Origin of the sequence: Xanthobacter variabilis (assembly GCF_043831965.2) — a bacterium.
Classification (GTDB): Bacteria; Pseudomonadota; Alphaproteobacteria; order Rhizobiales; family Xanthobacteraceae; genus Xanthobacter.
Window position 1 is genome coordinate 1,220,660 of the sequence record NZ_CM195533.1, and the last position, 24,618, is coordinate 1,245,277.

Genomic DNA, 24,618 nt, shown 5'->3' on the forward strand with positions numbered 1-24,618 from the left:
GCCCATCTCGAAGGCGATGGTGCTGGCGGCGGGCCTCGGCACGCGCATGCGCCCGCTCACCGACCGCATCCCCAAGCCCCTGGTTCCCGTCTATGGCCGCCCGCTGCTCGACCATGTGCTCGACGCCCTCGCCGAGGCGGGCATCGCGGAGGCGGTGGTCAATGTCCATTACCTTGCCGACCTGATCGAGGAGCATCTGGCTGCCCGCAAGGGGCCGCCCGCCATTACCATCTCGGACGAGCGCGGGGTGTTGCTCGAGACCGGCGGCGGTGTGCGCAAGGCGTTGCCGCTGCTGGCGCCGGGGCCGTTCCTCTCCATCAATTCCGACACCATCTGGATCGAGGGCACGCGCCCCAATCTCGTGCGGCTGATGGAAGGTTTCGATGCCGAGCGCATGGATGCGCTGCTGCTGCTGGCTCCCAGCGCCACTTCCATCGGCTATGAGGGGGCGGGCGATTTCGTGATGGACGCCAACGGCCGCCTGGCGCGCCGGTCCGAGCGCCTGGTGGCGCCCTTCGTCTTCGCTGGCGCCGCGATCCTCGCGCCGGACCTGTTCGAGGCGACGCCCGACGGGCCTTTCTCCCTCAATCTGGTGTTCGATCGCGCCGCCGCGCGCGAGCGCCTGTTCGGCCTGCGGCTGGATGGGGTGTGGATGCATGTGGGCACGCCGGAGGCCATCGCCCTGGCGGAGGAGGCGATCCAGCTTTCCAGCGAGTAGGATCGCGCATTCGCCGATTCTCTCCCGGAGAGTGCCCTTGCCGCGCGTGCTCACCATTCCGCCCACCGCGCCCTTCCTCTCCACCCTGGCGCGGGCTCTGCTGGACGGGCGGCTGATCGCGGGCTTCGCGCCCGGCGCCTCCGGCCCGTTGGGCCTTGCCGCCGCCACCGTGTTCCTGCCCACCCGCCGCGCCTGCCGCTTGTTCGCCGAGGCGCTGCTGCAGCAGGCCGGCACCGATGCGCTGCTTCTGCCCAGCATCGTGCCGCTGGGGGATGTGGACGAAGATGCGCTGGCCTTTTCGGAGGATGCGCCGGTCCTGGCCGCGCCCCACGCCACCGCGCCGGTGCATCGCCGGCTGGTGCTGGCGAGCCTCGTGGCCCGCTGGCGCGCTGCGCTGAAAGCGGGTGAGGGGCGGGCGGCGGTGGCCGCCGGCCCCGCCGCGACCCTGGCGCTGGCCGATGAGCTGGCGCGGCTGTTCGACGATCTCTCCACCGCCGGGGTGCCGGTCTCGCGCCTGGATGGCCTGACCCCGCGCGAGCTTGATCCCTATTTCGAGATCAGCCTCGAATTCGTGCGCATCGCCCGCATGGGTTTCGACGCCTATCTGGCCGCCGCCGGCCTCGTCGAGCCCGCGGTGCGGCGCGACGCGCTGGTGGATGCGGAGGCGCGCCGCCTCACGGCACTGGGGCTGGAGGCCGGCCCCGTGATCGCCGCCGGTTCCACCGGCTCCATGCCGGCGACCGCGCGCCTGCTAAAGGCCATTTCCCGCCTGCCGCAAGGCGCGGTGGTGCTGCCCGGTCTCGACCTCCACATGGAGGACGAGGCCTTTTCCCTGCTCATCGACCCCATCCAGGGCGCGCCCGACCACCCCCAATACGGCCTCGCCAAGCTGCTCAAGACCCTGGAACTGAAGCGGGCGGACGTGGAGCCGCTTGCCATCGGCGGCAGCCGCGAGCGGCTGTTGAGCGAAGCCATGCGGCAGGCCGAGACGTCCGACCTGTGGGCCCAGCTGCCGCAGCGTTTGCCGCAGGCCGAGCGCGCGCAGGCGGTGGACCGCCTTACCGTCGTGGAGGCGGACGATCCGCGCCAGGAGGCGCTGGCGGTGGCGCTGCTGCTGCGCGAGAGCCTGGAGCGTCCCGGCGAGATGGCGGCCCTGGTTACGCCCGATCGCGATCTTGCCCGCCGGGTGGTTTCGGAGATGGCGCGCTTCGGGGTGGCGGTGGACGATTCCGCCGGCACGCCCTTGGCCGAGGCGCCGGTGGGCCGCCTCGCCCGCCTTATCGCCCAGGTGGCGGCGGAGGGGTGGGCGCCGGTGCCGCTGTTTGCCCTGCTCAGCCACCCGCTGGCGGGCTTTGGCCTCGACCCCGAGCTGAAAGGCGAGGCCCTGGCGGCCCTGGAGCTGGCCGCCCTGCGCGGGCCGCGGCCCCGCGCCGGTGTCTCAGGGTTGCGGGCGGCGCTGGAAAGCTGTGATCCCGATGGCTTCCGGGGCGCCGACCCGCGCCGCCGCCTCACCGATGCCGCCTTGCACCGCGCCGGCCTGCTGGTGGACCAGCTTGAGGCGGCGATGGCCCCCTTGTCTGCCTTGGGCGAGCGCCGTGGCGCCCTGCCGCTGCCGGAGCTGGTGGCGGCCCATCGCGCCGCCTTCGAGGCCATTGCGGGCCCGCTGGACGAGATGGACGAGGACCCCGCCCGCGCCGCTCTCGCGCGCGCTTTCCGGGCGGTGGGGGACGCGGCGGCGGACGGACCTGAGCTCGCCCTTTTCGATTATGCCGACGCCGTCTCCTCTCTCATCGGCGATGCCATGGTGCGGCCCGTTGGCGAACGCCATGCCCGCCTGCGCATCCTGGGGCCGCTGGAAGCGCGGCTGGTACGGGTGGATCGGGTGGTGATGGGGGGGCTGGTGGAGGGCGTGTGGCCGCAGCAGGGGGAGACGGACCCGTGGCTCAGCCGGCCCATGCGGCTCGATCTCGGCCTCGATTTGCCGGAACGGCGCATCGGCCTGTCGGCCCATGACTTCGTGCAGGCGTTCGGCGCGAACGAGGTGGTGCTCACCTATGCCGGCAAGGTGGGCGGCACCCAGAGCGTGCCCTCGCGCTTCCTGAAACGGCTGGAAACCGTGCTGGGGCCGGACCTTACCGGCGAGGTGCGGGCGCGCGGGCGCCGTTGGACGGCGGCCGCGGCGGCCCTCGATGTGGCGCAAAGCGTGCCCCGCGCCACCCGCCCGGCACCGGCCCCGCCTTTGGCCCTGCGCCCGCGCCGGCTGACGGTGACGGAGATCGAGACCTTCCTGCGCGATCCCTATTCCATCTTCGCCCGCCACGTGCTCGGCCTCCAGCCCCTGGACCCGCTGGACGCGGCCCCCGGCGCGGCCGAGCGCGGCACGGCGCTGCACGCGGCGCTGGGCACCTTCACCGGCGCCTTCCCGCGCGATCTGCCCCGCGATGCGCTGGATCAGCTCCTGGCCCATGGGCGCGCCGCCTTCGCGCCGCTGGCCGCCTTTCCGGCCGAGCATGCGGTGTGGTGGGCGCGGTTCGAGCGGGTGGCGGCCTTCGTGGTGGAGTTCGAGCGCCGCCGCCGCGCCGGCTGCGACGTGATCGTGCCCGAGACGCCGGGCCAGCTCGATCTGCCCCTGGGCGAGAACAGCTTCCGCCTCGCCGGCCGGGCCGACCGCATCGAGGTGAAGCGCGACGGAACGCTCGCCATCCTGGACTACAAGACCGGCAGCGCGCCCACTGCCAAGCAGGTGGCCTCCCTCTCGCCCCAGCTCGCGCTTGAAGCGGCCATGGCGGCGCGCGGCGCCTTCCGTGACGTGCCGCCGCTGCCGGTGTCCGAGATCACCTATGTGGAGCTGAAGGGCGGCGCGGCGGGGGGTGAGGAAAAGCCCATCCGCTACAAGGACCGCAGCCCCACCGACGTGGCCGAGACGGCGCTTTCCGGGCTCATCTCCCTCTTGGCGGCGTTCGAGGACGAGGCCCAGGGCTACCGCTCCTTGGCCGCGCCTCAATGGCAGGGCGGCTATGGGGATTATGACCATCTGGCGCGGGTGCGCGAATGGGCGCTGGGCGGGGAGGAAGAGCAATGAGCGCGAACGCTGCCGCCGGGCCCGAGGAGACCTCCCGCTCCAAGGAGCCCACGGGCCCCAAGGAGCCGACTGGGCCGAAGGCCGAGGCCACCCGGCGCCAGTCCCTGGCTTCCGATCCCGCCCATTCGGCCTGGGTCTCGGCCAATGCGGGCTCGGGCAAGACCCATGTGCTGGCGCGACGGGTCATCCGCCTGCTGCTCTCGGGGGTGAAGCCGGCCCGCATCCTCTGCCTGACCTACACCAAGGCTGCGGCGGCCAATATGTCGAACCGGGTGCTGGGCATATTGGGCCGATGGGTGGGGCTGGACGATGCCGGGCTCGACGCTGAGCTCATCGGCGCCACCGGCGAGCGGGTGACGCCGGCTTTGCGCGCCCGCGCGCGGCGGCTGTTCGCGCTGGCCCTGGAAACGCCCGGCGGGCTGAAGATCCAGACCATCCACGCCTTCTGCGGCGGCCTGCTGCACCGTTTCCCGTTCGAGGCGGGGGTGGCGGCGGGTTTCCGTGAGCTGGACGACGTGGCCCGCGCCGAGCTGATGGCCCGCATCCGCCAGGATCTCATCATCGAGGCCACTTCCCGGCCGGACAGCGAGCTGGGCCGGGCCCTGGCGCAGCTGATGGCGGATCTCGCCGACAGCTCCATCACCGCCATGCTGGATGCCGCCATCGGCCAGCGCGAGCATATCGCCGGATTGGGGACGGGCGCGGTGGAGCGCCGCGCCGCCCTGGCGCGCGTCCTGGGCGTGCCCGCCGGGGCCGGGGTGGCTGAGCTGGAAGCGCAGATGCTGGAGAGCCCCCATCTGCCCTGGAGCGAATGGGCGGCGGCCGGCAAGGCCCTCGCCACCTCCGACAAGAAGACCGACCAGGAGCGGGCGGCCGCTCTGCTCGCCGCCTACGAATCCGGGAATCCGGAGGAGGCGCGGGCGGAATATCTCAGCGTCTTCCTTACCGACAAGCGCGAGCCGCGCGCCGACCGCTCGCTGGCCACCAAGTTCGTGGCCGACAATTATCCGGACCTGCTCGCCCGCATGAAGGCGGAGCGCGAGCGCCTCGCGGCGCTGGAAGGCGCCCTGCGCAGCGCGCGGGTGCTGGAGCGCACCGAGGCGGCTCTGGTGCTGGGCGCGGAGGCCTGCCGGCGCTACGAGGCGGAGAAGGCCCAGCGCGGCCTGCTCGATTTCGACGATCTGGTGGCCCGCGCCTCTGGCCTGCTCAATCAGGTGCCCGCTTCCTTCGTGCACTACAAGCTCGACCAGGGCATCGACCATGTGCTGGTGGACGAGGCGCAGGACACGAGCCCGGCCCAATGGCGGGTGGTGCACGGCCTCACCTCCGATTTCTTCTCCGGCGAGGGGGCCCGGCCGGGGGTGAAGCGCACCATTTTCGTGGTGGGCGACGAGAAGCAGTCCATCTTTTCCTTCCAGGGGGCGGACCCCCGCGCGTTCGGCTCCATGCGGTCGGAGTTCGCGCAGAAGGCGGGCGCCGCCGCGTTCCAGGAAGTGCGGCTGCCCCATTCGTTCCGCTCCGCTCCCGGCGTGCTGGAAGCGGTGGACCGCATCTTCGCCGGCGAGGATGCCCGCGCCGGGCTGACGCTGGATTCCTCCGCCCCGGTGCACGCCGCCATCCGCGCCGATGCGCCGGCTTTGGTGGAGCTGTGGCCCACCACGGTGCCGAGCCCGGTGCCGGAGGTGGACGACTGGCGCCGCCCCCTCGATGCCGCGCCGAGCGACGACCCGGTGAGCCTCCTGGCCCAGCGGATCGCGCGGTTCGTGCAGGCCGGCGTGCGCTCCGGCCTTGCCATGCCCTCGCGGTCAGGGCGGGCCATGCGGGCGGGCGACGTGCTGGTGCTGGTGCGCCGGCGTGGGCGGGTGTTCGAAGCCGTCATCCGCGCCCTCAAGGAGCTGAACGACCCGGACGTGGCGGTGGCGGGCGCCGACCGGCTGGTGGTGGCGCAGCACATCGCCGCCCTCGACCTGATGGCACTGGGCGATGCCCTTCTGTCCCCCGATGATGACCTCGCTCTGGCGAGCGTCCTGAAAAGCCCGCTGTTCGGCCTCACCGACGATGACCTGATGACCCTGTGCCCGGGCCGTCCGGGCCGGCTGGTGGATGCGCTCGCGGCTTCCGCGGAGCCCCGTGCCCAGGCCGCTACCCGCCGCCTCTCGGGCTGGCGGGACGAGGCCCTGGGGCTGCGGCCGTTCGATTTCTACGCCCGCGTGCTGGGGCGCGATGGCGGCCGGCGGGCGGTGCTGGCGCGGCTCGGCCCCGAGGCGGCGGACGTGCTCGACGAATTCCTGGCCCTGGCGCGCACCTATGAGGGCGCCGAGCCCGCCAGCCTCGCCGGGTTTCTGGCCTTTCTGCGCCGCGGTGGGGCCGAGACGAAGCGCGACATGGAGAGCGGCCGCAACGAGGTGCGGGTGATGACCGTGCACGGCGCCAAGGGCCTGGAGGCGCCCCTGGTGATTCTGGCCGACACCGTGGACCTGCCGCGCCCGCGCACTTCCGGCGGCTTTCTGCGCCTGACCGCTGAAGGGGGCCGGGAAGTGCCGGTGCTGGCACCGCGCAAGGCGGAGGATTCGCCCACCCTTGGCGCGGCCCGGGCGGCGGCGGCCGCGCGCGATCTCGATGAATATCGCCGCCTGCTCTACGTGGCCCTGACCCGCGCCGAGGATGCCCTCATCGTCTGCGGCGCGGAAACCGCGCTGCCGGCGAAGGACAAGGACCATGCCCGCCCGGACGGCTGCTGGTATGAGCTGGTGCGCACCGCGCTCGCGCCCGATGCGGCACAGGTGCCGGCCCTGGGCTTCGAGGGCACGGTGCTGCGGTGGGGCAAGGCGCCGCTGACGGAAGCCTTCGCCGCGGCCGCCCGCGCCTCCACCCCGGCCCAATCCCCTGCCGCGCCAGCGCCCGTGACCTTCACCGCGCCGCCGCCCCACGAGGCCCCGCCCCGGGTGCTGCGGCCCTCGCGCGCGGCACCGGCGCAGCCCCACGCCAAGGCCGAGGCGGCCGGCGTGCCACCCCTGGTGCGCGGCGACCTGGTGCACCGCCTGCTCGCCGGCCTCGCCGACATCGCGCTGGAGCGGCGGGAGGAGGCGGGGCTGCGCCTGCTGCGCCACGCCGGCCAGGGGCTCGATGCGGAGAGCCATGGGGAGATCCTGGCCGAGGCGATGGCGGTTTTGGGCCATGCGCCCCTCGCGGATCTGTTCGGCCCGCAGAGCCGGCCCGAGCTGCCGGTGGCGGGCCATCTGGACCTTCCCGGTGCCGGCCGGGTGGAGGTGAACGGCCGCATCGACCGCCTGGCGATTCTGTCGGACCGCATCCTCGTGGCCGATTTCAAGACCGACCGCACGCCCCCGCAAAACCTTGCGGGCGTGCCCCGCAGCCATGTGGCGCAGCTGGCTCTGTATGGCGCCGTGCTGTCGCGGGTGTTCGGCGGGCGGGCGGTGGAAGCGCGGCTGGTTTATACCGCCGAGCCGCGCGTGTTCGTTCTGGATGGGGCGGCGCTGGCGGGGGCCCTGGCCGCGCTTTCGGCGCTCACCTCGGCGTGACGCCGCTTGACGGGACGGGGAGGGCATCCCTACGTTCCCAGGCAACATTCAGTGGTTCTTTCATTCTGCCCCTACGAGGTATGTCATGGCCGTCGAAAAGGTGACCGATCAGAACTTCGAAACCGACGTGCTCAATTCCAGCGCGCCGGTGATCGTCGATTTCTGGGCCGAGTGGTGCGGTCCCTGCCGCATGGTGGCGCCGATCCTCGATGAAGTGTCCGGCGAGCTGGCCGGCAAGGTGCGCATCGTGAAGCTGAACGTGGACGAGAATCCGCAGACGGCTTCCAAGTACGGCATCATGTCGATCCCCACCCTGCTCATGTTCAAGGATGGCAAGATCGCCTCCCGCCAGGTGGGCGCCGCCCCCAAGGCCAAGCTGGTGCAGTGGATCAACACCGCGGTCTGAGGCCAGCGGGGGAGATGGCGGGCCCCGAGCGGGGCGCCAAATCCTGGATCCATATGCGTTGAAACGAAAAGGGCATCCGCGCGGTCTCGCGCGGATGCCCTTTTGCTTGACGCAGAGGCGATGATGGTGGCCTGACCCGCTCGCCGATCTGGGCCGGCGCGGTGAGCCGCTCGGGAATCAGGCGGTCTCTTCGGCGATTCGCATCAGATAGCGGCCGTAATCGCTCTTGCCGAGCTTCTCGCCCAGCTTGTGGAGCTGGTCGCGATCGATGAGGCCGGTGACGTAGGCGATCTCTTCCGGGCAGGCGATGCGAAGGCCCTGGCGGCGCTCCAGGGTGCGCACGAAGGTGGCGGCGTCCACCAGGCTGTCATGGGTGCCGGTGTCGAGCCAGGCATAGCCGCGGCCCATCTTCTCCACCTGCAGCTGGCCGCGCTCGAGATAGGCGCGGTTGACGTCGGTGATCTCCAGCTCGCCGCGGGCGGAGGGCTTCAGGTTGGCGGCGATGTCCACCACGCTCGGGTCGTAGAAATAAAGCCCGGTCACCGCCCAGTTGGAGCGTGGCTGCTTGGGCTTTTCCTCGATGGTGAGGGCGTGGCCCTGCGCGTCGAATTCCACGATGCCGTAGCGCTCGGGGTCATTGACGTAATAGGCGAAGACGGTGGCGCCCTCGGTGCGGTGGGCGGCGGGCTGCAGCAGCTCCGGCAGGCCGTGGCCGTAGAAGATGTTGTCGCCGAGGATGAGCGCGGAGCATTCCCCCGCCACGAAGTCGGCGCCGATGATGTAGGCCTGGGCGAGCCCGTCGGGCGAGGGCTGCACGGCGTAGGAGAAGGAGAGGCCCCATTGGCTGCCGTCGCCCAGCAGGCGCTGGAACTGGGGCATGTCCTGCGGGGTGGAGATGATGAGGATGTCGGTGATGCCCGCGCGCATGAGAACGCACAGCGGGTAATAGATCATCGGCTTGTCATAGACCGGCATCAGCTGCTTGGAGGTGACCAGGGTCAGGGGATGCAGGCGCGTGCCGCTGCCGCCGGCGAGAATGATACCCTTCATGCGTTCCCTCTGTTTTGCTGTGCGTCCCGCGGCGTCGCCGCCGTTTCTCCATGCCCGTGTGCGCTGAAACCGCGTGCGGAACAAGCGCCGGCGCGCGCGGCGCCAAGCTGCCGCGTCGTTTCGCCTTGCAATGTGCCCTGAAGAAGGCAGCCGGCGGAGGGATGGAGAGCCTGCGGGGCGGGGCTCAGTCCGAGCCGAACAGGTCGCGGGTGAAGACCTTGTGGGCGACATCGGCCAGTTCGTCGGTGCAGCGGTTGGCAACGATGATGTCCGAGTTGGCCTTGAAGGCGGCGAGGTCCCGTTCCACCGGCGAATTGAAGAAATGGTCATCCTTGAACTGCGGCTCGTAGACCGTGACGGGGATGCCCTTGGCCTTGATCCGCTTCATGATGCCCTGGATGGAGCTGTCGCGGAAATTGTCCGAGCCGGCCTTCATGGTGAGGCGGTAGATGCCCACATTGCGCGGGGCGCGGGCCAGGATGCGCTCGGCGATGAAGTCCTTGCGGGTGGCGTTGGCGTCGACGATGGCGCGGATGAGGTTCTGCGGAACGCTCGAATAATTGGCGAGCAGCTGCTTGGTATCCTTCGGCAGGCAGTAGCCGCCATAGCCGAAGGAGGGATTATTGTAGTGCCCGCCAATGCGCGGATCGAGGCTGACGCCGCCGATGATCTCGCGGCTGTCGAGGCCGAAGGCGAGGGCGTAGCTGTCGAGCTCGTTGAAGAAGGCCACGCGCATGGCAAGGTAGGTATTGGCGAACAGCTTGATGGCCTCCGCCTCGCCCGGCCCGGTGAAGAGCACAGGCACGTCCTCCCTCAAGGCGCACTCCTTCAGCAGGCCGGCAAAGGTGTGGGCTGCCTCGCAATGGTCGCCGACGATGATGCGGGAGGGATAGAGATTGTCGTGGAGCGCCTTGCCCTCGCGCAGGAATTCCGGGGAGAAGATAATGTTCTCCCGCCCCAGCCGCGTGCGCAGGTGCTGCACGAATCCCACGGGAATGGTGGACTTGATGATGATGGTGGCGTCCGGATTGATCTCCAGCGCCTCCCCGATCACCGCCTCAACGGAGTGCGTGTCGAAATGGCTGGTCTCCACGTCGTAATTGGTGGGCGTGGAGACAATGACGAACTGGGCTCCGGCAAAGGCCTCGGCGGGGCTCAGGGTGGCGGTGAGGTCGAGCTCCTTTTCCGCCAGATAGCGCTCGATGTCGGGATCGACGATGGGGGAGCGGCGGGCATTGATGCTTGCGACCCGCGCCGCGTCCACATCCAGCGCCATCACGCTGTGCCTCTGGGCCAGCAGCACCGCGTTGGAAAGGCCCACATATCCCAGGCCGGCGATCGCTATGCGCATGTTACTCGTGTCCCATCGGTTCGCCGCGCGCGGTCATTGGCGGTCGGGTCCGGTGGACGCAGCAGCCATGGGTGCATCCGTTCCGGGCCGAGGGCAGCCTCGCGCGAGAACGCTCTAGAGCAAATCCGGCAAAAGTGTCACGCGGTTTGCGCCCGGATCTCCTCCACCCCGTCCACCCGCGCCGCCAGGTCGCGCGTGACCTTGCGGCTGCTCCCAAGGCGCTGGGGCGCCTTCCGAGAGCTGTCGCGAAGGCCGATCTTTTACGGCGTTCCCATGACGTTATGGCGATGGGCCGGCGATAGAGACGAGACGGGCGCGCCGCCGGCCCTGCTCAGCGCAGGGCTTCAAAATCGGCGAGGGCACGCTCGAAGCGGGTGAGGTTCTTGGCCGTGTAAGCGCGGTAGTCGAAGTCGATGGTGGATTCGAGCTCCGAAATCATGCTCCACAGGCTTTCGCGCAACAGCGAGGCGACGAACATGGCCTGGAATTTCAGGCGCAGGGCGTCGTCCGGCTCGCGCCCATAATAGAGCTGGAGCAGCTCGCGGCGCTGGGCGAGATCCAATTCGTTGTTGGACGCGAGGTTGCCGAGGTCGAACAGGGGGGTGTTGAAGCCGCCATAGTCCCAGTCGATCAGCCACAGTTTCTTGCCGTCGTCGATGAAATTGCCGGGCAGCAGGTCGTTGTGGCCATACACCATCTCGGCCGGGCCAAGGGCGGTCTCCAGGCGCTCGGCGATACCCGCCAGGCGGCTCAGTTCCCCGGCGAGGCGGTGGCGCCGTTCGGAGAGGGCGGCCAGATAGTTGCGCAGCACATGGAAGGTCCAGAAGCTGAGCGCCGGCCCCCGGATGTGGCGGGTCACTTCGCGATGGGTGCGCTTCACCAGCTCCACCACGCGTGGCAGGTGGGCGCGCACATCGGCCTCGGTGAAGGTGTGGCCCTCGATGAAGTCGATGACGATGAGGCCGGGCTCGAAATAGCGCAGGGGCGGGGACACGCCCGCTGCCTCCGCCGCCAGCGCCGCGGCGCGCTCGTTGAAGCGCATCACATTGTGAAGCGGAATGTCGGCGCCGAGGCGGACCACATATTTGCGCGGTCCGTCCTCCACCAGGAAGTTGGAATTGGTGATGCCCCCGCCCAGCGGCAGGGGATCCACGGGCCCGCCCCAGAAGGACAGGGCCCGCACGCGGTCCACGGCTTTCGCGTTCATGGCTCTCAGTGTCCCTTGTGGGTCTTCAGGCGGGCGCTGCCGGCGGTGATGAGCCGGTCGGCGATCATGCCGATGAAGGCCACGCTGAGGCCCGCCACCAGGCCAAGCCCCACATCCGCCTTGGCGAGGGCGGCATAGGTGACCTGACCGAGGTCGCGGGTGCCCACCAAAGCGGTGATGACCAGCATGGACAGGGCCAGCAGGATGGTCTGGTTGAGGCCCAGCAGCATGTCCGGCACCGCCAGCGGCAGGCGGATGCGGGTGAGGATTTGCCGCCGGGTGCAGCCGCTCATCACCCCCGCCTCGATGAGGTGGGGCGAAACCTGCGCCACGCCGTGGGCCGTGTAGCGGATGGCCGGGGCAATGGCGTAGAGCACGATGGCGATGAGGGCCGTGAAGTCGCCCACCCGGAACAGCATCACGATGGGAATGAGGTAGACGAAGGCCGGCAGGGTCTGGAGCGTGTCGATGATCCACTCCACCGCCGTGCGCAGCATCGGCCGCTGGGCGCAGGCAATGCCCACGGGCACGCCGATGAGCACCGAGATCACCACCGCCACGCCGCACAGATAGACGGTGATCATGGTGGCCGGCCACAACCCCACCACCGCCATGAAGGCGCACATGAGGCCCACCGTGAGCGCCAGCCGCGCGCCGCCGAGCCAGTAGCCGGCGAGCGCCGTCACCGCCACCACCCACGGCCAGGGCAAGGCGAGCATGAACTGCTTCACCGGCGAGAGGACGTTGAGCAGGATAAAGGTCTTCACCGCCTCCAGCGGGCCGTAGAAGTTGATGTTGATCCAGGAGACGAGGTCACCCCAGAACGGCCCCGTTGAGAGTTGCCAGCCTTGCGGATAGAGGGCGATGGCGCGCCAGTGGTCGGCCGCGACCCAGCCCGCCGCCGCCACGGCGAGCGCGGCATAGACCGCGTAGGTGACCAGCTTCTGGCTGTCCTGCCGCCGCCGGTTGCGCTTGGCGCGGAAGGCCAGCGCCTGGGCGAAGCGATCGAGCAGGATGGCGAGCACGGTGATGGCGAGGCCCGCTTCCAGGCCGCCGCCGATGTCGAGCCGCCGCAGGGCCGCCAGCACGTCCCAGCCCAGGCCTCCGGCGCCGATCATGGAGGCGATGATGACCACGTTGAGCGAGAGCATGATGACCTGGTTCACGCCCACCATGAGCGCGGGCATGGCGGAGGGCACCAGCATCTTCCAGGTGATCTGGCGCCGGGTGCAGCCGGTCATGCGGCCGAGCGCGTCGATCTCCTCCGGTACCGCGCGGATGGCCACGATGGTGATGCGCACCATGGGCGGCACCGCATAGATGATGGTGGCGATCATGGCCGACACCGGCCCGAAGCCGAACAGGATCAGCATGGGCAGCAGATAGGCGAACACCGGCATGGTCTGCGCCACGTCGAGCAGCGGCGAGATCAGCCGCTCCACCGTCTTCGAGCGCACGCAGGCGAGGCCCAGCAGCAGGCCGCCGAACGAACCGATGATGGACGACACCAGCACCGAGGCGAAGGTGACCATGGCACTCGTCCACTGGCCGAACACCGCGAGATAGAGCAGACCCAGCGCCATGCCGAGGGCGAGCCGCAGCCCGCCGATGGCGTAGGACACGGCGGTGGCCGCGATCACCAGGGAATACCAGGGGATGGGCGGGAACAGCTGCACCGCCATGGAGCCTTCGCCCTGCATGATGCCGGTGGCGAAGATGGCCTTGGCCACCGAGAGCGGAATGTCGAGCAGGGCCGAGATGGCGCGGGTGATGTCGCGCACCGTGAACAGGCCAAAGCTGGCGCTGTTCATCAGCCACTTCATGAAGTCCGAGATCCAGGAGGCCAGCGGCACCTGCCAGGCATGGGGATATTTCCAGACCCAGGACGGAAGGTCTTCGTGGGGCAACATCACCGCGACGACGGTGAGCAGAGCCACCACGGGCCACACCAGGCGGCGCCAGGGGAAGGGGGCCGCGGTGGCCGGTTCCTCGGTGGGATCGCGGGTGGTGTCCTGTGTGGGCGCCATGGTCATGCCATCAGTGCTCATGCCGCCAGGCCCCGCGGCTCGCGGCCCACCAGCACGTCGATCATGGCCAGCCGGTCGATGGCACCGAGGATGCGGCCATTGTCGACCACGCCATAGATGCCATCGGCGGAGCCCACCTGATGGGCAAAGGTGGAGATGCGGGCCTTGGCATCGATGAGCCCGGCGAATTTCGCGTCGGCCGGGGCCGGCGTCATGATGGCGCGGGCGGTGAGGATCTTGGCGCGCGGCGCCTCGCGGGTGAAGGCGCGCACATAATCGGTGGCGGGGGTGAGCACCAGCTCCTCGGCGGTGCCGATCTGCTCCACCTTGCCGTCCTTCATGATGGCGATGCGGTCGGCGATGCGCACCGCCTCGTCGAAATCGTGGGTGATGAAGACGATGGTCTTCTTGAGCATGCCCTGCAGGCGCAGCACCTCATCCTGCATCTCGCGGCGGATGAGGGGGTCGAGGGCGGAGAAGGGTTCGTCCAGAAACCACAGGTCCGGGTCGGCGGCGAGCGAACGGGCAATGCCCACGCGCTGCTGCTGGCCGCCGGAAAGCTCGCTGGGGAAACGGTGCTCGCGGCCCTTGAGGCCCACGAGCTCGATCATCTTGTGGGCCTTCTCCAGCCGCTCGGCCTTGGTGCGGCCCTGGATCTCCAGGGGGAAAGCCACATTCTGCAGGATGTTGAGATGGGGCAGCAGAGCGAAATGCTGAAACACCATGCCCATCTGGTGGCGGCGGATCTGGATCAGCTCGCTCTCGGAATATTTGAACAGGTCGCGCCCTTCAAACAGCACCTCGCCGGCGGTGGGCGGCGTGAGGCCGGACAGGCAGCGCACCAGGGTCGACTTGCCCGAGCCCGACAGGCCCATGATGACAAAGGTCTGCCCGCGCTGGATCTCAAGATTGACGTTGCGCACGGCGGCGGTGACGCCGGCTTCGGCCAGGGTCGCGCCATCGGCGGAAAGGCGTCCGTCGGCGACAAACTTCAGGGCTTTCGCCCCGTACAGCTTGGCGACGTCGCGACAGGCGAGAACGGGATGGCTCATGGTGGTGGACCTTGGCTGCGTGGCCTTGGCTGGATGGCCTGGAAACGAAGGAACCGCCGCGCATCCGAAGGCTGAGGCGGCCCATCGGGTGCGGGTCTTCTGGCAGGGGCGCGGGCGGCGCTGACCTCCCGGCGCCGGTCGGCGACCGGCTGCCGGGAAGGCTGGAGCAAGGGCCCGTGGGGCACGCCCACGGGCCCCCGGCATCACTGCTTCTTCACCCAGGCCTTCCAGGTGGGCTCGTTCTTGGCGACCCAGTCGGCGGCCACGTCTTCCACCTTCTGGCCGTCGATATCCACGCGGGCGGCAAGCTCGCCCATGGTCTGGTTGTCGAACTTGTATTCCTTGATGATTTCGTAAGCGCCCGGCCACTTCTTGCTCATGCCGGACCAGGCCGCCTTCCAGATGGGACCGCGCGGCTTGGCGCAATCATACTTCATTTCCTTATTCACGCCCCAGGCCGGATCTTCGTAGCAGGCGGCCTCATAGGGCGGAAACTCCACGAACTCGCCCTTATACTTGATGGGCGCCCAGTGGGGCGTGTAGATCCACAGGATGATCGGGGCCTTGCGCTCATAGGCGCTCTTCAGCTCGGCGAACATGGCGGCGTCGGTGCCGGCATGGATCACCTCGAACGGCAGGCCGAGGGCTTCCACGCGCTCCTCGTCATAGCCGCCCCAGGTGGAGGGGCCGCCGAGATAGCGCCCCTTGGGGGCGGTGTCCGGGGTGGCGAAGGCGGCGCCGCACTTCTTCAGGGCCTTCCAGTCGGGCAAACCGGGGCACTTTTCCTTCATGTATTCGGGAAACCACCAGTCCTCGCGCGCTTCCATGCCGGAGGAACCCATATTCTCCACGCCGCCAGTCTTCACCGCCGCGTCGAGCGCCTCCTGGGCGGTGGTGGCCCACACTTCGGGTGCAACGGTCAGGTCACCGGTACCCATGCCCGAGAACTGGGCCAAGTAATCGGCCGGGACATATTCGACGTTATAGCCTTCCTTCTTCAGGATCTCACCCATGATGTGGGCGGTGAGAAGCTGGCCGGTCCAGTCGTTGAGGGTAATCTTGATGGGATCCTTGGATTCGGGCGCGGCCGAAGCCGTGCCGACCGCCATGGAGACCGCGCCCGCAAGGGCGATGCGAGACAGAGTGCGAAGCATGCGAAACCCCTTTGGAAGTTTTTCGGCGGCTTACTTCGAAGCCGTTCACTCAACGGAAATTTCAATTCGTCCCAGGAATGAGGCGGAGCATATTTTGTTTTTTTCCAACCTGCCTGCGCGAATTTGCGGCTTCGTGTGACTATTTCGTTGGCACGAAGCGGGGTCTCCTTTCGTCCGGGTGAAGGGGGGCTCAAGGGGAGGGTGGAAGCCGCCGCCTGAGGGGTTGGCGGCGGCTTCCGCGGCATCACTCGCCGGTCAAGCGAGGATCTTCTTCATTTCGGGATCGTAGAGCGGGGCCAGGTGCACCTTGGCCGGAACCCGCACGGTGGCCACATCCAGCTCATAGGTGCCGGAGAGTACGTAGGCCTCGTCCAGTCCTGCCTCAGGCTGGCGCACATAGCCGTAGCCGATGGGCTTGCCCAGGGTGTGGCCGAAGCCGCCGGACGACAGCCAGCCCACCCGCTCGCCGTTGCGATAGATGGTTTCGCGACCCAGAAGCACCACGTTGGGATCATCCACGGTGAAGCCGGCGAGGCGCTTCTTGAGCGGTTCCGCCTTCTTCTTTTCCAGCGCCTCGCGGCCGATGAAGGTCCCGGCCCCTTCCGGCTTGATGGCCCAGCCGAGGCCGCTTTCAAACGGGGTGTGGTCGGGCCCGATATCGGAGCCGGAGGCCCAATAGCCCTTCTCCAGGCGCAGGGTTTCGATGGCCCGGTAGCCCGCATTGCGGATGCCGAATTCGGAACCTGCTTCCATGAGCGCGTCATAGACCGTGGCGGCGAACTCCACGGGAATGTGCAATTCCCAGCCCAGTTCACCCACGAAGGTGAGGCGCAGCGCCATCACCGGCGCGCCGGCCACATTGAGCGTGCGCACCGTGGCGAACGGGAAGGCGGCGTCGGAAACGTCGTCGCGGGTGAGCTTCTCCAGCACCTTGCGGGCGTTCGGCCCCATGAGGGCGAGCACCGCATACATGGAGGACACGTCCATGAGATGGGCGTCGAGGCCCTGGGGCAGATGCCGCTTCAGCCAGTCGAAATCCTTGGTGGCTGCGCCCGTTCCGGCGACGATGTAGTAGCTGTCCGCTGCCAGCCGGCCCACCGTCAGGTCGCACTCGATGCCGCCCCGGGCATTCAGCATGGGCGCATAGGTGAGCGAGCCCACCGGGCGCGTCATGTCGCCGGCGCTGACTGCGGACAGCGCCTGCTCGGCATCCTTGCCGATGAGCATGAACTTGGCGAAGGAGGTCTGGTCGAACACCGTCACGCTCTCGCGGGTCGCCTTGTGCTCGCGGGCGACGGCGTCGGTCCAGTTGGGGCGGCCGAAGGTGTAGTGGTCCTGTGCCTCCTCGCCGGGGGCGGCGAACCAGTTGGGCCGCTCCCAGCCCAGCTTTTCGCCGAACACCGCGCCCTGCGCCTTCAGCCGGTCATAGAGGGGCGAGCGCCGCAGCGGACGGCCGCTTTTGTGCTCCTCGCTCGGCCAGGCGATGGTGTAGTGCTTGGCATAGGCTTCCAGCGTGCGCTGGCGCACCCAGTTCACGTCCTGGTGGTTGCGGCCGAAGCGCAGAATGTCCACGGGAGAGAGGTCGTAAGGCGGCTCGCCGCCGACGATCCATTCCGCCAGCACCTTGCCCGCCCCGCCGCCGGAGGCGATGCCGAAGGCGTTGAAGCCCGCGCCCACATAGAAGCCCGTGAGCTCCGGCGCCTGCCCAAGGATGAAGTTGCCGTCGGGCGTGAAGCTTTCCGGTCCGTTGATGAGCTGCTTGATGCCGGCAGTCTGAAGCGCCGGCACGCGGCCCAGCGCCAGCTCCATGAGCTGCTCGAAATGGTCGAAGTTCGACTGGAGAAGCTGGAAGTTGAACTTCTCCGGGAAGCCGTTGATGGCCCAGGGAATGGGGTTCGGCTCATAGCCGCCCATCACGAGGCCGCCCACCTCTTCCTTGTAATAGGTGAGGCGATCGGGATCGCGCAGCGTGGGCAAAGTGGAGGTGACGCCGGGGATGCGCTCGGTCACCATATATTGGTGCTCAACCGAGACCAGGGGCACATTGACCCCCACCATGGCGCCCACCTCGCGGGCCCACTGGCCGGCGCAGTTCACCACGATCTCGCAGCGGATCGGCCCGCGGCTGGTCTCCACCACCGTGACGCGGCCGTTCTCCACCTTGAAGCCGGTGACTTCCGTATCCTCGAAGATGCGGGCGCCGTTCATGCGCGCGCCCTTGGCGAGGGAGCCGGTGATGTCGGAGGGGTTGGCCTGGCCGTCCGTGGGCAGGAAGGCAGCGCCCACCACGTCCGAAATGTCCATGAGCGGCCACAGGTCCTGCGCCTCCTTCGGCGTCAGCAGGTGCATTTCCAGGCCGAAGGAGCGGGCGGTGGTGGCCTGGCGCTTCACCTCGGTCCAGCGCTCCTGCGTGCAGGCGAGGCGCAGGCCGCCATTCATCTTCCAGCCGGTGGCGAGGCCGGTTTCCTGTTCCAGCGTCTGGTAGATCTTCACCGATTCACCCAGGAGCTGGGTGATGTTGGCGTTGGAGCGCAGCTGACCCACCAGGCCCGCCGCGTGGAAGGTCGAGCCGGAGGTGAGCTTGTGGCGCTCGATGAGCACCGTGTCCTTATAGCCCAGCTTGGCGAGGTGATAGGCGGTGGACGTGCCGATGATGCCGCCGCCGACGATGACGACCTGGGCCTGGGTCGGAAACTCAGCCATGAAGATCCCCTGAGTGGTCCTGTGGCGGGCGGCGCGCGAAGCATGCAGTGGCGCCAGATTGGCCCGCGAACAGCCTCATGATTCCTGCCGCGCTGCGGTGAAGTCAACACAAATCCACAAATCGGTATTGCTTTGTGTGGCAAATAGAGGTTTTTGTGGCTTTGGCCAGTTCCGGCTGCTGCGCCGTCGCGCGATCCGTGGGGAGATGGAGTTCAATGAGCGGTTTCGATCTGGATCTCGATGCGGGTGTTCTGGCGGCCTTCGCCGGTGAGCTGGCGGACCTGGCGCGCGGGCTGGCCCGGGCGCATTTCCGCAAGACCACGGCGTTCGAGCGCAAGGCGGACGAAAGCCCGGTGACCATCGCCGACAAGGCCATTGAGGCCGCCCTGCGCGAGGCCATCGCGGTGCGCTTTCCCGGCCATGCCATCCTCGGGGAAGAGGCGGGCATGAGCGGCGGCGACGACCATCTGTGGGTGATCGATCCCATCGACGGCACCAAGAGCTTCATCACCGGCATGCCCCTGTTCGGCGCGCTCATCGCCTATGCGGAACGCGGCGTGCCGAAGCTGGGGGTGATCGAGGTGCCGCCCTTGGGCGAGCGCTGGGTGGGCCTGCCCGGCGCCACCACCTTCAATGGCGCGCCCGCGCATGTGAGCGGCTGCGCGGCGCTGGAGGATGCGCGGGTCTACACCACCTCCCCGGACTTCTTCGCGCCGGCCGATTGGGCGCGCTATGACGCGCTGAGCCGCAAGGGCGCCATCCGCCGTTTCGGCGGCGATTGCTACCAATACGGCCTTCTAGCCTCGGGCCATTGCGACCTGGTGGTGGAAACGTCGCTCCAGCCCTACGATTACATGGCCCTGGTGCCGGTGGTGGAAGGCGCGGGCGGCATCATGACCGACTGGCTGGGCCGGCCTCTCGGCCTCGGCTCCGACGGCAAGGTGGTGGCGGCGGCCTCGCCCGCTCTGCATGCGGCGGCCCTGCGTGAGCTCAGCGCCTGAGGGCGGAGGGACGGCTCCTCCGGCGCGCGCGCCAGGCAGCCCTGTCCTTCCGCAGGCGGCGGGTGTGTTTCCCCAAAGGCGCGATGAGCGTGGCGGCCGATGACGGCGGCGAGCACCCCTGAGGGGGAGGAAGCGGCCGGCTGTCTCCTGCGCAACGGGGCAGGGCGGGCGTTGCTCTTAATTGACTGTGTTGAGCTTCGCGGGGGAGGGTGAGGCGGGGCAGGCGCGGTATGCTTGTGCGCGAAAACGTCGGGCGCCGGCTCGCGCATGTTCCCGCCGGGGCTGGCCTCGATGCGTCCGGGTTCAATGTCTCGCGCCTTCGCAGCCGCTCGCGCGCCGGATCCACGGTTCCGCGACCGGCCTCGCCTCGGGCGTGGAAAGGCGCATCCTTCCGGCAGCATTCTTGGGGGCTGGAATGTGATCGGCCCCAGGGCCGGTCCGCCTTAGGCGTACGAGGCAGGTTTCCGCGCAGCCACCGAGGCGCTCGTCCGGCGCCACGCCCGCCCGTGAGACCGGGGCGTCGCGTCGACGACGAGGCCACGCCGGCGCGGCGAAGGGCAGGGTCCTGGCCCATCGCGACGGCCTCAAGGCCCGTCCACGCCACCGAGGCGGTCATGGCCCCGAGGCGGTCATTGCCCCCGAGCGGTCATGGCCCCGAGCCTCACTGTGCTCCGCAAAGCCGGAGCAGGCCCTCGCGGGTCCGTGATCCCCGAAATCCCACCCCGTCTAGGCCTGGTTGAGGGCGGTCAGGAACTGATCGACTTCCTTGCGCAGCTCGTCGGCCTGCCCGGTGAGGCGGGTGGCGGCGGAGAGCACGGTTCCGGCCACCGTGCTCGTCATGTCCACCGCCTCCGCGACGCCGGAAATGTTCCGGGAAATCTCGCCGGTGCCCAGCGCCGCCTGCTGCACGTTGTCGGAGATTTCGACGGTCGCCGTCACCTGCTGCTGCGCGGCCATGGCCACGGCGGAGGCGACGTCATTGATGTCGGCGATGGAATGGCTGATCTCGCGGATGGCGCCCACCGTGGAGGTGGTGGCACCTTGGATATCGGCGATCTGTGAGGAGATTTCCTCGGTGGCCTTGGCGGTTTGCTCGGCCAGGGTCTTCACCTCGCTCGCCACCACGGCGAAGCCCTTGCCGGCCTCACCCGCGCGGGCCGCCTCGATGGTGGCGTTGAGGGCGAGCAGGTTGGTCTGGGCGGTGATTTCCTGGATCAGCTGCACCACCGAGCCGATCTTGTCCGCGTCCTTGGCGAGGCGATCCACCACATCCCCGGTGCGGTTGGCCTGCTCCACGGCGGTGGCGGCCATGTCGGAGGCCTTGGACACCTGCCGCCCGATCTCGCGGCTGGAGGCGGTCATCTGCTCGGTGGCGCCGGCCACCGCCTGCACGTTCGAAGAGGCGTCGAGGGAGGCGGAGGCCACCACATTGCTCTGCTGCTGGGTCTGCTGCGAGATCTCCAGCATGCGGGCGGCACTGCTCTGCAGCTCGCTCGCCGCCGCGGTGAGGGCGCCCACGACGGTCTTGATGACGGCCTCGAAGTTCCGCGCGAGGGTGGAGATGCGGTTGCCGTGGGCAATCTTGGCTTCCGCCTCGGCCCGGTTGGCCGCCTCCAGCTCGGCGGCGCGGATGAGGCCTTCGCGCAGCACCTCGAACGAGCGGGCCAGATCGCCGATCTCGTCCTTGCGGGCCAGATAGGGAATGGAGAAATCGGTCTTGCCGTGCTGGAGCACCGCCGTGACGTCGACAATCCGCCGCAGGGGCGGAACGATGGTCAGGATCAGGATGCAGACGATCACGCTGCCGACGGCAATGCCCAGCAGGCCGAACACCAGCGTTGGCGTGAATGAGTCCGGATGGAACTCATAAAGATTGACCAGGTGCAGGATGAAGAAAGTCCAGGCTGCCACGATGGGGGGCAGAAAGCACAGGACGATCCGCAGGCCCAGACCCTTCGTAAAAATGCCAAGGAGGGTTAGGATGTAATTGAGCACGCTGGCGTTTCCTCGCCTCGATGCAAATCTACATAGAATGATGGTATATTTGTAGTGTAGCGTGGACGTGTTTCGGAAACTTTACCAGTCTCCATGGACCATATGGAGCTTGCCGGAAGCTGGGCCGCAACGCCAGTGCTCGGTTCGCGAGAAAATGTGCGGATCCTGAGTTTGGGGTTGTGAAAAGTCTGCCTTATGCTCGCCATAAGGGGGCGCGGATGGCGGATACCGACATTCTGGAGGTGATCGAGGCGCTCTACGGGGCCGCGCTCCAGCCCGATCAATGGCCGCAGGTGCTCGACCGGATCGCCCACGCCTTTGGAGCGGTGGGGGCGTCCATGGTGCCGCTCGGGGCCGAGCATATGATGCGGGCCATGGTTTCGTCCGAGCTCGGCGATCTCAAGGCTGCCTATGACGCGCTGTGGTGGCGGCACGACACGCCGGCCCAGCGGGTGGTGGCGCGCGGGGTCCTGCCGGGGACGGCGAGCACCGATCGGCTGGTGATGACCGAGGAGGAAATCCGCCAGGATCCGTTCTACCAGGAATTCCTGCACGGCTACGGCGTGGGCGAGCTGCTGGCGGCCATCACCGGCAGCCGGGATGGGCAGCTCGTCTCGGTGGCCGTTCACAATCCCATCAAGCGAGACCGCTACCCGCCGGACGACGTCGCGCGCATGGCGGGCCTTGCGGGCCATATCGGACGCGCCCTGTCCATCAGCACGGCGCTGCTGGAGGCGCGCGTGGTGGCGAGCGATTTCGCGGACGCGGTGGACCGCCTGGCGTGGGGCGCCTTCCTGCTGGATCGCGACGGCGCCGTGCGGCATGTGAACGTGATGGGCGAGCGCCTGCTGGGGGACGGGCTGAGCGTCGTCACCCGCCGGTTGCGGGCCGCCCAGCGGCAGGATGACGAGCGGCTTCAGCGCGCCATCGGCGCCGCCCTGCCGGGCGCGGCGGCCGCCCCCGCCCGCGGCGTGCTGATCCGCCGTCCCAGCGGCCGGCCCGCTTTGTATGCGCAGGCGGTCCCCGTCTACCGGCAGTTCGAGGGGCTGGAATTCATCACCTTTGGTGCGGGTGGCGCCATGGTGCTGGTACGGGACCTGGGCGCGCAGGTGCCGCGCCTGTCGCAGCATCTGCGTGACCTGGGGCTGACGCCGGCGGAAGCGCGCGTCGCCGAGGCCATCGGCCATGGCGAGCGCCTGCGCGACATCGCGGACAACCAGGGTATTTCCTATGAAACCGCGCGCAGCCACCTGCGCGCGGTGTTCGCCAAGCTCGGCATCGGCCGCCAGACGGAGTTGGTGGGCCTCCTGAGCCGGCTGGCCTCCGCCATCTCCCGTTAGGGGGCTTTGCGCGGGGCGGATCGCCGCGCGCGTGCGGAGGCACGTCAACTCCATGCGCTGGAGCGTCTTACTTGGTGGTGTAGCCGCCATTGACCAGGATGGTCTGGCCGGTCATCCACCAGCCCTCCGAGACCAGCATGCGCACCCAGGGCACGATGTCGGCGATGTCGGTGAGCCCGGTCTTCGAGAAGGCCGAGAGCGCCGCGGCGGTCTTGTGATAGGCCACCGCGTCCTCACCCTCGGCGGGGTAGAAGAAGGGGGTGTCCATGGGGCCGGGGCCGATGGCGGTCACCGAGATGCCCCGTGGCCCGAACTCCTTGGCCGCCGCGCGGGTGAAGTGCTCCACCGCCGCCTTGGTGCCCGCATAGGACGCGTAAAAGGGCGTGAAGGCGCCCAGCAGCGAGGTGACCAGGGTGACCACCTTGCCATTGTCGTTGAGATGGCGCCCCGCCTCCTTCAGGAAGAAGAACGCGGCCTTGGCGTTCACCGCGCTCATCTCGTCGTATTCGGTCTCGGAAATCTCCAGAATGGGCTTCTTCAGCACCTTGCCGACGGTGTTGATGGCGATATCCAGCCGGCCGACGGCGGCCGCGGCGTCCGCAAACAGGCGCTCCATGGCATCGGCGGTGGTGAGGTCCCCCTGAAGGGCGATGGCCTCGGCCCCCGCCGCCTTCAGGGCGGCCACGGTTGCCTCCGCCTCCGCTTTCGCGCCGGGGCTGTTGTAGTGGATGGCGATGGCGCGGGCGCCATGCGCGGCGAGATCGCGGGCGATCAAGGCGCCGAGATTCTTCCCGCCGCCGGTGATGAGCGCCGTCTTTCCGCGGATTGCGTGATCGGTCATGACGAGAATTCCTGTTCCGACGCATTCATGGGCAGCGGCGGCGGGGGGCGTCCGGCTTCCGCTGGCGCCCTGCCGCGCGCGTCCGCCGGCTGCCCCCTCACCGCCGCCGGGTGCAAGGTTATCGTCTGGACATGGCGGATAAATCCGTTCCTGATGACATCACTTGTCGGATTTTCCGAACAATCGGGGGCGCGCGGTGGACCGCATCGATCTCTTCCGCATCTTCGCCCGAGTGGTGGAGTGCGCGAGCTTCACCCGGGCGGCGGACACGCTGGGCCTGCCGCGCTCGTCGGTCTCGGCTGCGGTGCAGGAACTGGAGGCGCGCCTGGGCACGCGCCTGCTCCACCGCACCACCCGCAAGGTGGCCCCCACCCAGGACGGCGCCGCTTTCTATGAGCGCTGCCTGCGCCTGGTGGCGGACGTGGAGGAGGCCGAGAGCCTGTTCCGCCACGGCGCCTCCATGCCCGCCGGCACGCTGCGGGTGGATGTTCCCGGCCGCATCGGCCGGCTGATCGTGGCGCCCGCTCTGCCGGATTTCCTCGAGCGGTACCGGGGCATCGACATCGAGCTGGGCGTCACCGACCGTGCGGTGGATCTGGTGGAGGATGCGGTTGATTGCGTGCTGCGGATCGGGGAATTGAGCGACAGCGGCCTGATCGCGCGGCCGCTGGGCCGGCTCGATCTCATCAATGTGGCGAGCCCGGCCTATCTCGCTCGCCATGGCGCGCCGCTCGCTCCGGACGATCTCGACGGCCATCTGGCGGTCAATTATGCCTCGCCCTCCACCGGCCGGGTGGCGCCTTGGGAGTGGATGGAAGAGGGGGCGATGTGCTCCCGCGTCGTGCGCGGGCGGGTCAGCGTCAACAGCGCGGAGGCGGCCATTGCCTGCTGCCGCGCGGGGCTGGGGCTGCTCCAGATCCCCGCTTATGACGTGCGGCGGGACATCGAGGCGGGTGCGCTGGTGGAGGTGATGCCCCTTTACCGGGCGGCCCCCATGCCGGCGACATTGCTTTTTCCCCACCGCCGGCAGCTCTCGCGCCGGCTTCAGGTGTTCATGTCCTGGCTGGAGGATCTGTTGCGGCGCGAGCAGGTCCTCAGCCCGCCCCCGACGGCAGCTTGAGAGGGGCGCCTGCCTGGCGCCCCGCCCCG

Annotated in this window: 16 protein-coding genes; 7 read left to right on the forward strand and 9 right to left on the reverse strand. The window is 68.8% G+C overall.

Annotated elements, in window-relative coordinates; all coding sequences use genetic code 11:
- Nucleotides 1-16 precede the first annotated feature (16 nt).
- The 4 genes from V5F26_RS05290 (at nucleotide 17) to trxA (ending at nucleotide 7,748) form a co-directional block, all read left to right on the forward strand.
- Nucleotides 17-718: a nucleotidyltransferase family protein gene (locus tag V5F26_RS05290; RefSeq protein WP_394947091.1), complete on the forward strand. Its 702-nt coding sequence runs from the start codon at nucleotides 17-19 to the stop codon at nucleotides 716-718.
- 31 nt (nucleotides 719-749) lie between these two features.
- Entirely contained in the window at nucleotides 750-3,800 is a 3,051-nt protein-coding gene (gene addB, locus V5F26_RS05295; protein ID WP_394946867.1) for a double-strand break repair protein AddB, read from the forward strand.
- Nucleotides 3,797-7,342 (forward strand): double-strand break repair helicase AddA, encoded by a 3,546-nt coding sequence (addA, locus tag V5F26_RS05300; RefSeq protein ID WP_394946868.1) that lies wholly within the window; start codon nucleotides 3,797-3,799, stop codon nucleotides 7,340-7,342. The genes addB and addA overlap by 4 nt, the downstream gene beginning before the upstream one ends.
- A gap of 85 nt (nucleotides 7,343-7,427) precedes the next feature.
- Nucleotides 7,428-7,748 (forward strand): thioredoxin, encoded by a 321-nt coding sequence (trxA, locus tag V5F26_RS05305; RefSeq protein ID WP_234053582.1) that lies wholly within the window; start codon nucleotides 7,428-7,430, stop codon nucleotides 7,746-7,748.
- 177 nt (nucleotides 7,749-7,925) lie between these two features.
- Here the strand turns inward: trxA and rfbA are convergent, their stop codons facing one another.
- From rfbA to V5F26_RS05340, 7 genes are all read right to left on the reverse strand, one after another.
- Entirely contained in the window at nucleotides 7,926-8,798 is an 873-nt protein-coding gene (gene rfbA, locus V5F26_RS05310; RefSeq protein WP_394057296.1) for a glucose-1-phosphate thymidylyltransferase RfbA, read from the reverse strand.
- A 184-nt stretch (nucleotides 8,799-8,982) separates the two neighbouring features.
- Nucleotides 8,983-10,149 carry a nucleotide sugar dehydrogenase gene (locus tag V5F26_RS05315; protein ID WP_394946869.1) on the reverse strand — a complete coding sequence of 389 codons (1,167 nt, stop codon included), beginning with the start codon at nucleotides 10,147-10,149 and terminating at the stop codon, nucleotides 8,983-8,985.
- 331 nt (nucleotides 10,150-10,480) lie between these two features.
- Entirely contained in the window at nucleotides 10,481-11,356 is an 876-nt protein-coding gene (locus tag V5F26_RS05320) for a phosphotransferase (RefSeq protein ID WP_394946870.1), read from the reverse strand.
- Between the two features lie 5 nt (nucleotides 11,357-11,361).
- Complete coding sequence (locus V5F26_RS05325; protein WP_394946871.1) at nucleotides 11,362-13,404, reverse strand: ABC transporter permease; 2,043 nt, start codon at nucleotides 13,402-13,404, stop codon at nucleotides 11,362-11,364.
- Nucleotides 13,401-14,435, reverse strand: a complete 1,035-nt coding sequence (locus V5F26_RS05330; RefSeq protein ID WP_394946872.1) for a quaternary amine ABC transporter ATP-binding protein — start codon at nucleotides 14,433-14,435, stop codon at nucleotides 13,401-13,403. The genes V5F26_RS05325 and V5F26_RS05330 overlap by 4 nt, the downstream gene beginning before the upstream one ends.
- Nucleotides 14,436-14,638: 203 nt before the next feature.
- Nucleotides 14,639-15,589: an ABC transporter substrate-binding protein gene (locus V5F26_RS05335; protein WP_394946873.1), complete on the reverse strand. Its 951-nt coding sequence runs from the start codon at nucleotides 15,587-15,589 to the stop codon at nucleotides 14,639-14,641.
- Nucleotides 15,590-15,844: 255 nt separating this feature from the next.
- Nucleotides 15,845-18,298 (reverse strand): GcvT family protein, encoded by a 2,454-nt coding sequence (locus V5F26_RS05340; protein ID WP_445329472.1) that lies wholly within the window; start codon nucleotides 18,296-18,298, stop codon nucleotides 15,845-15,847.
- A 209-nt stretch (nucleotides 18,299-18,507) separates the two neighbouring features.
- On the opposite strand from V5F26_RS05340, the gene V5F26_RS05345 reads away from it, so the two are divergent.
- The gene (locus V5F26_RS05345; protein WP_394946875.1) at nucleotides 18,508-19,293 is read left to right on the forward strand and encodes an inositol monophosphatase family protein; all 786 of its coding nucleotides are present in this window, start codon (nucleotides 18,508-18,510) and stop codon (nucleotides 19,291-19,293) included.
- A 726-nt stretch (nucleotides 19,294-20,019) separates the two neighbouring features.
- Here V5F26_RS05345 and V5F26_RS05350 read toward each other — a convergent pair.
- Complete coding sequence (locus tag V5F26_RS05350) at nucleotides 20,020-21,288, reverse strand: methyl-accepting chemotaxis protein (RefSeq protein ID WP_234053573.1); 1,269 nt, start codon at nucleotides 21,286-21,288, stop codon at nucleotides 20,020-20,022.
- 218 nt (nucleotides 21,289-21,506) lie between these two features.
- Here V5F26_RS05350 and V5F26_RS05355 point away from each other — a divergent pair, with 218 nt between their 5' ends.
- Nucleotides 21,507-22,628 carry a helix-turn-helix transcriptional regulator gene (locus V5F26_RS05355; RefSeq protein WP_394057283.1) on the forward strand — a complete coding sequence of 374 codons (1,122 nt, stop codon included), beginning with the start codon at nucleotides 21,507-21,509 and terminating at the stop codon, nucleotides 22,626-22,628.
- Nucleotides 22,629-22,695: 67 nt separating this feature from the next.
- Here V5F26_RS05355 and V5F26_RS05360 read toward each other — a convergent pair whose 3' ends face one another.
- On the reverse strand, nucleotides 22,696-23,469 hold the full coding sequence (locus tag V5F26_RS05360) for an SDR family oxidoreductase (RefSeq protein ID WP_394946876.1): 774 nt from the start codon (nucleotides 23,467-23,469) through the stop codon (nucleotides 22,696-22,698).
- Between the two features lie 196 nt (nucleotides 23,470-23,665).
- Here V5F26_RS05360 and V5F26_RS05365 point away from each other — a divergent pair, with 196 nt between their 5' ends.
- Entirely contained in the window at nucleotides 23,666-24,589 is a 924-nt protein-coding gene (locus V5F26_RS05365) for a LysR family transcriptional regulator (protein ID WP_394057425.1), read from the forward strand.
- The last annotated feature ends 29 nt before the right edge of the window (nucleotides 24,590-24,618 follow it).